The organism is Bacillus sp. Pc3 (assembly GCF_000815145.1).
GTDB classification, from domain to species: Bacteria; Bacillota; Bacilli; order Bacillales; family Bacillaceae; genus Bacillus; species Bacillus velezensis.
Genome location: NZ_CP010406.1, coordinates 3,923,779 through 3,935,380 on the forward strand (window position 1 = coordinate 3,923,779; position 11,602 = coordinate 3,935,380).

The 11,602-nt window shown below is 44.7% G+C and carries 15 protein-coding genes; 10 read left to right on the top strand and 5 right to left on the bottom strand.

Annotation, left to right across the window (positions count from 1 at the left end):
• Nucleotides 1-307 precede the first annotated feature (307 nt).
• A complete protein-coding gene (locus SB24_RS18955; RefSeq protein WP_039254843.1) occupies nt 308-526 on the top strand; it encodes a VOC family protein in 219 nt (72 codons plus the stop codon).
• 227 nt (nt 527-753) lie between these two features.
• Nucleotides 754-1,434, top strand: a complete 681-nt coding sequence (locus SB24_RS18960; protein ID WP_003153690.1) for a hypothetical protein — start codon at nt 754-756, stop codon at nt 1,432-1,434.
• Here the strand turns inward: SB24_RS18960 and SB24_RS20280 are convergent.
• The gene (locus SB24_RS20280; protein ID WP_012117771.1) at nt 1,431-1,574 is read right to left on the bottom strand and encodes a hypothetical protein; all 144 of its coding nucleotides are present in this window, start codon (nt 1,572-1,574) and stop codon (nt 1,431-1,433) included. The two genes, SB24_RS18960 and SB24_RS20280, sit on opposite strands and share 4 nt — an antisense overlap.
• A gap of 117 nt (nt 1,575-1,691) precedes the next feature.
• Here SB24_RS20280 and SB24_RS19855 point away from each other — a divergent pair, with 117 nt between their 5' ends.
• The 3 genes from SB24_RS19855 to SB24_RS18975 all read left to right on the top strand — a co-directional run bounded on the left by SB24_RS19855 (nt 1,692) and on the right by SB24_RS18975 (nt 2,930).
• Nucleotides 1,692-1,865, top strand: a complete 174-nt coding sequence (locus SB24_RS19855) for a YozD family protein (protein ID WP_003153696.1) — start codon at nt 1,692-1,694, stop codon at nt 1,863-1,865.
• Between the two features lie 73 nt (nt 1,866-1,938).
• On the top strand, nt 1,939-2,550 hold the full coding sequence (locus tag SB24_RS18970) for a phosphatase PAP2 family protein (RefSeq protein ID WP_015417649.1): 612 nt from the start codon (nt 1,939-1,941) through the stop codon (nt 2,548-2,550).
• Nucleotides 2,551-2,609: 59 nt separating this feature from the next.
• Complete coding sequence (locus SB24_RS18975; protein WP_003153700.1) at nt 2,610-2,930, top strand: YodL domain-containing protein; 321 nt, start codon at nt 2,610-2,612, stop codon at nt 2,928-2,930.
• 54 nt (nt 2,931-2,984) lie between these two features.
• Here SB24_RS18975 and SB24_RS20095 read toward each other — a convergent pair whose 3' ends face one another.
• On the bottom strand, nt 2,985-3,110 hold the full coding sequence (locus SB24_RS20095; protein ID WP_003153701.1) for a hypothetical protein: 126 nt from the start codon (nt 3,108-3,110) through the stop codon (nt 2,985-2,987).
• Between the two features lie 136 nt (nt 3,111-3,246).
• On the opposite strand from SB24_RS20095, the gene deoD reads away from it, so the two are divergent.
• On the top strand, nt 3,247-3,945 hold the full coding sequence (deoD, locus tag SB24_RS18980; protein WP_003153702.1) for a purine-nucleoside phosphorylase: 699 nt from the start codon (nt 3,247-3,249) through the stop codon (nt 3,943-3,945).
• A gap of 83 nt (nt 3,946-4,028) precedes the next feature.
• Entirely contained in the window at nt 4,029-4,847 is an 819-nt protein-coding gene (locus SB24_RS18985; RefSeq protein ID WP_015417648.1) for a M15 family metallopeptidase, read from the top strand.
• Nucleotides 4,848-4,890: 43 nt separating this feature from the next.
• Here SB24_RS18985 and SB24_RS18990 read toward each other — a convergent pair whose 3' ends face one another.
• Nucleotides 4,891-5,142 (bottom strand): hypothetical protein, encoded by a 252-nt coding sequence (locus SB24_RS18990; RefSeq protein WP_007612011.1) that lies wholly within the window; start codon nt 5,140-5,142, stop codon nt 4,891-4,893.
• Between the two features lie 92 nt (nt 5,143-5,234).
• On the bottom strand, nt 5,235-5,936 hold the full coding sequence (locus SB24_RS18995; RefSeq protein ID WP_015417647.1) for a class I SAM-dependent methyltransferase: 702 nt from the start codon (nt 5,934-5,936) through the stop codon (nt 5,235-5,237).
• A gap of 146 nt (nt 5,937-6,082) precedes the next feature.
• Here SB24_RS18995 and ctpA point away from each other — a divergent pair, with 146 nt between their 5' ends.
• Nucleotides 6,083-7,486: a carboxy-terminal processing protease CtpA gene (gene ctpA / locus SB24_RS19000; RefSeq protein ID WP_039254848.1), complete on the top strand. Its 1,404-nt coding sequence runs from the start codon at nt 6,083-6,085 to the stop codon at nt 7,484-7,486.
• Between the two features lie 60 nt (nt 7,487-7,546).
• Here ctpA and SB24_RS19005 read toward each other — a convergent pair whose 3' ends face one another.
• Entirely contained in the window at nt 7,547-8,272 is a 726-nt protein-coding gene (locus SB24_RS19005; RefSeq protein ID WP_015417645.1) for a GntR family transcriptional regulator, read from the bottom strand.
• 249 nt (nt 8,273-8,521) lie between these two features.
• Between SB24_RS19005 and bglA the strand changes: the two genes are divergently transcribed.
• Complete coding sequence (gene bglA, locus SB24_RS19010) at nt 8,522-9,964, top strand: 6-phospho-beta-glucosidase BglA (protein WP_033574672.1); 1,443 nt, start codon at nt 8,522-8,524, stop codon at nt 9,962-9,964.
• A 147-nt stretch (nt 9,965-10,111) separates the two neighbouring features.
• Nucleotides 10,112-11,590 (top strand): glycoside hydrolase family 30 protein, encoded by a 1,479-nt coding sequence (locus SB24_RS19015; RefSeq protein ID WP_039254852.1) that lies wholly within the window; start codon nt 10,112-10,114, stop codon nt 11,588-11,590.
• Nucleotides 11,591-11,602 lie beyond the last annotated feature (12 nt).

Here is an 11,602-nt window from a genome sequence, read left to right on the forward strand (position 1 = left end):
CGCACATTGTGCGGTTTTTTTCTGTTGAAATCACTCGCTTATGAGGTGCCGTATGATCAAATCCCGCAACGCCGTCCGTTTTGATCAGCACGTAAACAAATCTTCCTGACGGCACGTATCATAATCAGGAAGGAGAAGGTATAGCTGCAGAGTTCACCGGATCAGGCCTGCTGCCGGCGGGGTCCCGGGTAAGGAACCACTTTTCACGGAGAAATAATCAAACATTTAAATGAAGTGAGAGGAATCAAATGATCCATTAGGTAAGACTGATGAGGCACTGACGTTTGGACGGAAAAGGGGATTTTATGTGACAAGGTTGAAGCGGATTGAAGTTGTGGCTTCATTGAAAGCCGAGACGAGTTTGATTGTTTATGATAAACAAGCCATTGCAAATATGCAGCCGGAATTGAGTCTCCATACATCTTCGATGATGTGTTTCACGGCAAATCTTGAACATCACGGCGGTGATATTGTCAACATGCCTTCGGGCCGGGTATTTACCTTTGCGTCATACAAAGACTCATAAAAAATAGAAGCTTTTTGTCTCAGCACTGTTACTGCTCAGTCGATCGAGAGCGGAATGTCATCGGACGCTTCTGTTACGGTAAGTGAAAAAACGCACAAGCATGTTGCGGTTTTTGCCATTTTGAACAGGTGCAGAAATAGATATTTCCTGTGGTTTTCATGCCCATGCGAAATGATGGCGGCCGGCATACGATAGCGTATGACAGTCCGCGGCAAGGGGGAGACAGCATGAAGCCAGATAAACCGAAATTTCAAGTGGGAGACATCGTGGTCGTCGTGATGTACGGAACCGTCGGCACCATTACGAAGGTTCATCAAATTGATAAACATTATCTTTACGAAGTCAATCATAATGAAGTGCTTTATTTTGAATCGTCCATCCAGCTTTATAAAGATTATGAGGGCGTGATCGTCGATATGGAGAAATTGGATATTGAATATGAATTTCTGATCGGCGACGTCGTATATGTAAAGGACTACGGAAAGGAATTATTCCGTGTCATCGGCCACAGAACTGAAATATGGAGATATTTAGAGGATGGCTGGGAGGATATTATTTATGAGCTGACTCGGCTGAAAGACGGAGAGTGGCTTGAAACGGAGGAAGAGGATCTCACGCTGGTTCTGAGAAAATATGAAATGGATCAGTTTGTGCATCAGCTGCTGTTTGTCCACTATGTTGGGGAAGCATCTCATGAGATCGGCGAGGATACCGTCGCGTCTGCTCTTCTTCAGTTTGAAGGCGATGCTGATGATCCCGATGCCCTGCATGTGCTGGCGGTATCGATTGTAGATGAGCTGCTTGATATTTATAACGATTATAAGATTCTTTATCATTTGTTCGGTGACGAAGAATATAAAGATATGATGAATTTTGTGCTGGAAAGCCTGCGGGAGCATTTCAGCTAGCCGGCAAAAAAACGGACGGTGACATATAAAAACCAGGGCAGACAGCCGGCAAAGATGACAAACGACATTCCTTTCAGCACTTTTTCCAATACGATATCAAATCCATCTCCGTCCAATAAAGCCATCATTTTCGTCATCATCTTTTCTCCCTCCGGGGCTTGTTTTTTAAAAGTATATGAGCGGACAAAACGTTTAGAACTTTCGGGTATAATTTGAACGGTTTTTTCATAAAACATAAAAAAGGAGGCGGTGTTTGCATGAAAGAAATAGATCTTGTGATTGACACAGAAGAAATAGCTGATTATTTTTACAGTCAGCTTGCTATGCGCGGGTACATACCGAGTGAAGAGGAAATCTTCGAAATAGCCGACATCACCTTTGATTATTTATTAGAAAAATGTATGATAGACGAAGAGCTTGATGAAGACTGAAACTGCGGAACCGAAGTGAAAAAGCTTCGGTTTTTTCAATCAGCTCGGGAGAATGAAACATGGGGGGAAAACGTTGTACAAGCCAGCAAGCCTTTTCGCATTGTTTATTCTGCTCGCAGCAGCGATCCGGATAGAAGCCGTCCGGGTTTTTGATGAGCGTGTCATAGAAGCGGCTGTCAGGATCAGGGCTGCCTGGCTGAATGAATTGATGTTATGGATAACGGAGCTCGGCACGACCGCGGTGCTTTTGCCGCTTCTTCTTTTGACAGGCGCGGCTCTGTATATGTACAAAAAAACGCCGGATGTTGTTTTTTTGCCGCTTCTCTTTCTCATTGAACGGATTGTAAACATAAAAATAAAAGAATTGATTGAAAGAGCCAGACCCGCTTTTGAACCGCTCGTCCATGAAACCTCATACAGTTTTCCGAGCGGCCACTCCATGAATTCGGCAGTGATGTATCCCGTCATCGCTTACTTTTTGATCAAGCATGTTCCGTTTTTCACGAAAAGAAAACGGGTCGTCACCGTCTTTACCGGGGTTCTCGTCATTCTGATCGGATTCAGCAGAATTTATTTGGGCGCGCATTTTCCGACGGATGTGCTTGCCGGATTCAGTCTCGGACTTTGCCTCGTTTCGCTTTTTGCGCTCTTTGACGAAAAGTATCATCCGTTTCGACAAAAATAGAGACAGGAGAAATGAGAAAAAACGCTAATACTATTAAGAAATAAGAGGGAGGGATCTTGATGCTGTTATCGCTGCCCGTGTTTAAAAAAAAGACTTGCGCCTATGATGTGACGATTTTTCAAACACCCCGCTACGGCGAGAAAAAGGGATACAGGGTCGTCTATCGGACAGAGCTGGCCGCTGACAATCATCAAGACGCACTGGAAAGGGCATTTTCTGTTTTTAATGTGCCTGATACGGTCCCAAACGACTATCAAGCCAGATTCATAGCGACCGGAGATGTCATACTCATAGACGAAGGAAGAAAAGGAAAGACCTATTACAGGCTTAACCCTGCGGGATGGAGCAAAATTAACCGGCTGCTCGTCCAGCCGAGGTAAGATGGGGCCGGCTGAATCTTCAGCCGGCTTCCGTATTGTCTGGGAAACACAGTGTTAAGGCTTCCGTTTAGCGGCGGAATGCTCTTTTCCATGCGCTTCATCAGCTGCAATGACGTCTGAAACGGGCACGTGATTGTTCTTTTTCTGGCCGGTCACCCGGTTGCGCTGTTTTTTGCCCATTATGTTCACTCCTTTTTCTTTAGGCTTGTCATCCCGCATATTCTGCCCAAGATCGCCCTGATCATGCTGATGATTGTCTCTTACCGTTATTCAGTGTACAATGGGTGGGAGTTTGAATAGGCAGGAGGAAAAGGAAATGAGTGTACATATAAACGCTGAAAAAGGCCAAATTGCGGATACAGTGCTTTTGCCGGGAGATCCGCTCCGAGCGAAATTTATTGCGGAAACGTATCTTGAAAATGTGGAATGCTATAATGAAGTCAGAGGAATGTACGGATTTACGGGTACATATAACGGCAAAAAAGTATCAGTTCAAGGCACCGGCATGGGTGTTCCGTCTATCTCTATTTATGTGAATGAACTGATTCAAAGCTATGATGTTCAAAACTTAATCAGAGTCGGCTCATGCGGAGCCATCCGTAATGACGTGAAGGTGCGTGACGTGATTTTGGCTATGACGTCTTCAACGGATTCACAGATGAACCGTGTCGCCTTCGGCAGTGTAGATTATGCTCCTTGCGCAGACTTCGAACTGCTTCATAAAGCGTACCAGGAAGCGCAAAAAAACAATCTTCCCGTAGCGGTCGGAAGCGTATTCACCGCCGATCAGTTTTACAATGAAGACTCCCAAATCGAAAAGCTTGCCAGATACGGCGTTCTCGGCGTAGAGATGGAAACGACTGCTTTATATACGCTTGCCGCTAAATACGGCAAAAAAGCGCTGTCTATCCTGACTGTAAGCGATCACGTATTAACGGGAGAAGAAACAACGGCAGAGGAGCGTCAAACGACTTTTCATGATATGATTAAACTGGCGCTGCATACTGTTTCGTAAACTTGAGATGAGGGTTATGCTGATTAAAGCAGCCCTCTTCTTTATGCATCGCCCTGATTCAAAAAAAGAAAGGTAAGTGTAAAATGAAGAAATCCACTAAATGGTTCTCGCTCGCTGCCGCTCTCAGCGTAACCGCAATCGTGGGAACCGGCTGCAGCATTTCAGGCGGCGACAGCCACAAGGACACAAAAACAGCAGCTGAAACAAAACAATCAGATGACACATCAAGCAAAAAAACAACGAAGGCAGAAAACAGCGATTTTGTATTGGAGAGCAAATATTTTAATGATATTAAAGAAGTGAACGGGCTTGAGACCATTCAAAACCCGACAAATACACTTGCGCTCGTGAATAAGACATACACGCTGCCGGGAGATTATAAACCGAATGATCTCGTGATCCCGAAAGTCGAATTTTCTTTTACTGAGAAAATCGAGAAACGATATATCCGCAAACCTGCCGCCGATGCTTTGGCGAAACTATTCAGCGCCGGGAAAAAAGAAGGTTATGACCTGGTTGCCGTTTCAGGATACCGCTCTTATGACAGACAGAAAGTTATTTTCGATAATGAAGTCAGTCTGAAAGGTGAAAAAAAGGCGAAAGAAGCCGTCGCATATCCGGGGCAAAGCGAACACCAGACGGGGCTTGCCATGGACATTTCCAGCAAAAGCAACGGATATGAGCTGAATGAAGCGTTCGGAAACACGGCGGACGGCAAATGGGTGAAAGACCATGCGTATGAATACGGCTTTATCATCCGCTATCCTAAAGGCAAAGAAAATGTCACAAAGTATGAGTATGAACCATGGCATTTACGCTATGTAGGCAAAAAAGCGGCAAAAGCCATCCATGACCATCAATTAACGCTTGAAGAATATTTTAATGAAGTAAAGAAAGTGTAATAAGAAGAAGCCCGCTTGAAAAATAGAAAGCGGGCTTTCTTTATTACCAGAAGAGTAAACCTCCAAGCGCAAATCCGGTAATTAAACCAAGGCCGATACCGTAGGCTGCTCCCCAGCCTCCCCAGCCTCCCCAATAGCCGAACCCGTATCCTCTGTGACGGCCGCCGACAGGGGCGATATACACTTTGCTGTTAGTCACCCGTACGATTCTTCCGACGTGGACTCTGCCGTTTCGTTCTGTAATCCTTGCTACTTTTCCCTGGTGCTGCCGGCAAAGATGATAATAGTTTTGCATCTTTTCTCCTCCTATCCAACCTATCTTTCTATGTCAGCTTATGATAGAGTGCGGTAAAAAGGTTGGACGAAAACAGGAGGACAATCGCCGTTTTACTTGTAAGCGACAAAAGCGCAGTGTCCCATATATTCACGGTACGTCTGCATAAGCTCGTAATGAGCCGTCAGCGTATCGTAGTGAACCGGCTGAATAACGGGCGATAAATCCATTTCTGTAGTCGGCTCCTGCGCATTGTTTTCATAGACAGCGGGAATGAAATCCGCTTTTTGAAAGCCTTGCTGAAGCAATCTCTGTTTCCATGACGTTTCATCCTGCAATACGGTAAAACCGTAGAAGTCTTTTATCTGCGTGATGGCATTTTCCGGCATGGGCTTTTGTAAAGCAGCTTCAATGCCGATCAGCATACCCCCGGGTTTAAGGACCCGCAGGATTTCAGACAGCGATGAATCAAGATTTGAAAAGGTGAGAACTGATTCGGAAAGAACGGCGGAAAATTGATTTTCAGCAAACGGGAGCCGCTCAAGCTCCGCCAAATAGCCCGGAATGGTTAAGCCTTCAGCGGCAAATCGTTTTGCTGCTTTTTCAAGCATAAGGGGATCCTTATCAACACAGGTGACGGGGTACAGCAGGTGGCCGAGATAAGCGGCCGTCTGTCCCGTTCCGCAGCCGGCGTCAAGAATCGGTTCGCCAGGAGGAGGAGCCGCTTTTGTGAGAACGGCTTTGGAAAAAGCGAGCCCGCCCGGGTGAGCCCCTCCGACTCCGAATAAGGACAGCATTTCTAAATATTTGCTCAAAGGCCGAATCCTCCTTTTTTCCTCAGCATATGTTGAGAGAAAAACATAGGTTTGGGTAAACGGGAAAGAAGGGCGCCTCACGTTTGAAGTTGACGAATGAGCGTTCGTCTATGATAATAATGTAAGAATAAAAAGGTGGTGTTTTCTTGAAGCGGCAATTTAAACTGTTTTTTATTATATTGATCACCGCGGTCGCAGCCTCGGCGCTTACGCTGTTTATCACGGGCAATACGACCATTTTCGGACAAGGCTCGGCTGCTTTGACGAACAGCAAATTTGAGAAATTCAATAAAGCCTACGAACAGATTAAAAGTGATTACTATCAAAAAACAGATGACAGCAAATTAGTAGACGGAGCGATAAAAGGCATGATCAGTTCCCTGGATGATCCATATTCTTCTTATATGGACCCGCAGGAAGGAAAGTCTTTTGAAGAAACAATTTCCGCTTCGTTTGAAGGCATCGGCGCACAAGTGGAAGAAAAGGACGGCAGTATCCTGATCGTATCGCCGATTAAAGGGTCACCCGCGGAAAAAGCGGGGGTTAAACCGAATGACCAGATTTTGAAGGTCAACGGCAAAAGCGTTAAGGGCCTTAATGTAAACGAAGCCGTCGCATTAATCCGCGGCAAAAAGGGAACAAACGTCAAGCTCGTGCTGCACAGAGCGGGTGTCGGCGATCTGAACCTGTCGATCAAACGTGACACCATTCCGGTTGAAACGGTGTACTCTGAAATGAAAAAAGGAGACATCGGCGAAATCCAAATCACATCCTTCTCCGAATCGACGGCAAAAGAGCTGAATTCAGCCATTGACAGCCTCGAAAAACAAGGAGCGAAAGGATACATTCTCGATTTAAGGGGCAACCCGGGCGGACTGATGGATGAAGCCATCAAAATGAGCAACATGTTTATCGATAAAGGGAAAAATATCATGCAGGTCGAATACAAAGACGGCACGAAAGAGGTTATGAAAGCGACGAAAGAGCGCAAAGTGACAAAACCGACAGTCGTCCTCGTCAATGACGGCACCGCGAGCGCCGCAGAAATCATGTCGGCTGCGCTGCATGAATCATCGGGCATTCCGCTGATCGGCGAGAAAACGTTCGGAAAAGGAACCGTGCAGACGGCAAAAGATTACAGCGACGGTTCTACCGTTAAACTGACAATCGCTAAATGGCTGACAGCGGACGGAGAGTGGATTCATAAAAAAGGCATCAAACCGCAATATCAGGTTAAGCTTCCTGAATATGCGAACCTGCCGTATTTAGATGCGAAAAAAACATACAAATACGGGGATTCCGGAACGACCGTCACAAATGCGCAAAAAATGCTGAAAGCGCTGGGGTACAGCGTGAAAGTAAACGGCACGTATGATAAAGCATTTGAACAAGCCGTTAAACAATTCCAAGCAAAAGAGAAACTGAAACAAACAGGCATTATAAAGGGAGACACAACGGCAAAATTGATGACGGATCTGCAAAAACAGCTTGCGGACAACGATACACAAATGAAAAAAGCCGTTGAAACATTAAATAAGAATATGAAATAGTAAAAAACACCCGATGCGCCGCTCGCGCATTGGGTGTTTTCTGTTTGCGAAAAGCCCGTCTTATGTCGTTTCCTGTTCAAAAAGGTGGCTGTTCGCCTGAATGAAAAACTGTGATTGCTCATAGTGATAGGTGACTTTTGAGAAGTCAAACGGCTGGCCGTTGGTTAAATGAAAAATCGTTTCAACGCAAAGCTTAGGCGCTCCTGTAAACAGGCCTAAGTACTCCGCTTCTTCCTCATTTAACATCCCCGCGTACAGATATAAATCTGAAAAACCGCGCTTTAATCCGAGACCTTCTCTAATATAATCAAATATTGATTCTGCCACGATCTCTTTATTCAAATACGTAATAATCGATTTGTTGTAAAATGACTCTTCGATACACAATGTCAGCCCGTCAATATATCGGATTCGCTTGACATAATACACGTCGCCGTCAGGCGGCATATTCAGATTTTGGGCAGCCTCAGGCGTGGGTTTTCTCACTTCCAGCGCTAATAATTTGGAAGTGACATTAAAATCTTCCAGCGATTCTTTAAATCCCTGATTAGAAAGCAGACTGATATACCCTTTTCTTTTATTCCGTCTGACAAAAATGCCGCTTCCCCTCACTTGAAACACAATCCCCTTTTTTTCTAATAAATCTAAGGACTTGGTGATCGTGCTTTTGCTCACGTTAAACCGGGTCATTAAGGTTTGCAGCACAGGCAGTTTATCCCCTTGCTGCAGCTGATGTTCTTCTATGTATTTTTCAATATCTATCGCGATTTGCTGGTATTTTAACATATACATTCCTCATTCATTTATTGTCCCGCTTCTTCCAGAATTATAGCATAATCGTTTTTAAAAGCCATTTCGTAAATTAACTATAATTGTTTATGTATTGATAAATTATACCGGTACAATTATAATGTAAACGTATAATATGAAAATGAAGGCAGGAATTCTTCTGCACTTGCGAAGCGGATGCTTGAAGCGGCTGCAGTGCATTTATTCGGCATGCAAGCGGCAGTCAAATAAAGGAGGATATAAACGATGGGGACATTGCCAAAAGATTTTTTATGGGGAGGCGCTCTGGCCGCCCACCAATTTGAAGGGGGATGGAATAAAGGCGGCAAGGGACCGAGTGTAGTGGACGTTATGACAGCAGGTGCGCATGGTGTGCCCCGGAAAATAACAGATACAATTGAAGAGCGGGAATTTTATCCGAATCATGAAGCGATTGATTTTTATCATCGTTATAAAGAGGACATCGCATTATTCAGCGAGCTGGGTCTGAAATGTTTAAGAACGTCCATCGGCTGGAGCAGAATTTTTCCTAAAGGTGATGAAGCCGAGCCCAATGAGGAAGGATTGGCTTTTTACGACCGGGTGTTTGATGAATTGCTGAAACATGGGATTGAACCGGTAATCACGTTGTCACATTTTGAGATGCCGCTGCATTTGGCGAGAGAATACGGCGGTTTCAGAAACAGAAAAACAGTCGGATTTTTTGTAAAATTCGCTGAAGTGTGTTTTGAACGCTATAAACATAAGGTGAAGTATTGGATGACGTTTAACGAAATCAATAATAAGATGGATGTGAATAATCCTATCTTTTTATGGACGAACTCGGGCGTCGCCGTCAAAGAAAACGAAAACGCAAAAGAAGTCATGTATCAGGCCGGCCATCACGAACTGCTGGCAAGCGCATTGGCTGTTTCGAAGGGAAGGAAAATCAATCCCGAGTTCAGGATCGGCGCGATGGTATCACATGTTCCGATTTACCCGTACTCATCTCACCCCGACGATGTGATGCTGGCTGAAGAAACGATGAGACAGCGTTTTTTCTTCCCGGACGTGCAGGTTCGCGGATATTATCCAAGCTATGCGTTAAAAGAATTTGAAAGAGAAGGCTATCAGATACACTTTGAAGACGGTGATGAAGAGATTTTGAAAAACGGCCGAGTGGACTACCTCGGATTCAGCTATTACATGTCTACAACCGTAAAAAGTGATGTATCAAACGATAATACCGGGGATGTCGTAAACGGAGGATTGCCAAACGGCGTGGAAAATCCTTATATTACAGCGAGTGATTGGGGCTGGGCGATTGACCCGACCGGTTTACGATACACATTAAACCGCTTATACGACCGCTACCAGATTCCATTATTTATCGTGGAAAACGGATTCGGCGCCATCGACACATTAGAAGAGGACGGTTCAATTCATGACACTTCAAGAATTGAATATTTATCGTCACATATAAAAGCTTTGAAAAAAGCAATCACATATGATGGTGTGGATGTAATGGGCTATACACCATGGGGAATTATTGATATCGTGTCATTTACAACCGGAGAAATGAAAAAACGCTACGGCATGATTTATGTTGATCGGGATAATGAAGGCAACGGTTCAATGAGGCGGCTTAAGAAAGACTCATTTGAATGGTATAAAAAAGTGATTGAAACAAACGGCTCATATGTATCTTAAAGGTGTAAAAAGGGAAGGCTTCACCGTTGTGTGAAGCCGGCTTTTTATCAGTAATTTTGAAAGCGTATTCATTTAAGCGGAAAGGAGGTGACTGTCCGGCTTTTCATTTAGAATCGCTTATAAAAATAAGGAAAGGGATGGTGGTTCATGTTTTTTAAAAAAGGTCTGCACATGACCCTGGTTTTTCTTATGTTTTTCTTTTTCATATCAAGCAGCACGGAAACCGAAGTGTATGCGGCTGATCGGAAGGCTTCAGACAAAAACAAAGTAAGGGTGTGGTTCAGTTCTGAAAAAGATCCGGCTTCCCGTACGTGGTATGACGGGCCGCTGGAAGTGAAATACGCCTTAGACGAACAAACACCGCTTACATTGACAAAAAAGAAGGCTTCTGACTCCGCCGCTGTGTATATTGATCCGTCGCGCCGCTATCAAAGTGTGTTAGGCGTAGGATCGTCCCTGGAAGAATCCACAATCCATAATTTATCAAAAATGACACCCGCAAAAAGAAAAGAAGTGCTGAAAAAACTGGTTGATCCCAAAGATGGTATCGGAATGGACGTTATGCGCATAACGATCGGGACATCTGATTTTACGGCACAGGAATTTTATACGTATGACGATATGCCTGAAGGCCAAACAGATCCTAAGCTCCATCATTTCTCGATTCAAAAGGATATTGATTTACACATTACAGCAACCATCAAGGAAGCGCTGGCGATAAATCCGGAACTGAAAATCATTGCCTCGCCGTGGAGTCCGCCGGCTTGGATGAAAACGAATGAAAACCTCAAGCGGGGAAAGCTGAAAGATAAATATATCGGCGCACTGGCCGTTTACTTCCGCAAATTTATTGAGGCGTACGAAAAGCAAGGAATTCCGATTTATGCCATGACCCTTCAAAATGAACCTTTGCTGGAAATCGACTATCCGAGCATGTATATGCCGCCGTCTCAGCAGCGCAAACTGGCACTGGCCTTAAAAAAAGAAATGAAAAAACACATAATTGACACGAAAATTTGGATTTATGATCACAATGCGAGCGGGGCGTGGAACTATATTCCGCCGATTTTAGATGATAAAAAAGGAAACCGGGCGGCAGACGGCATCGCTTTTCACGATTATGACGGTGATCTTTCCGTCATGTCGGAGATCGGAAAGAGATATCCTGATCAATCTATTCACTTAACGGAGCGGTCTGTCTGGGGGACGGCAGGGGCGGACCGGATCGCGCAGTATTTCCGCAACGGCGCGTCGAGCTACAATGCGTGGGTGACGATGCTCGACAGTCAAATCAAGACGCATCATTGGATAGGCACCCCAGACCCGACGCTGTTTATTCAGGATGCTAAAAACCCTGACCGCTATTGGAATATCCCGATCTTTCATATGACAGGCAACTTTTCAAAATTTATCGACCGGGGAGCAAAGCGGATAGAAAGTAATTACGGCTCCAAAAACACAGTCTCGAATGTATCGTTCCTTAATCCTGATCAATCCGTTGTGACAGTCGTAATCAACCAGACATCCGCCGATCAGAAATTCCATGTCGTTTCAGAAAATCGGCAGTTTGAAGCCGTCATCCCGGCTAAAACCGTAGCTACCTACAAATGGAAGTGGAAAAAGTAAAAAACCGGCACA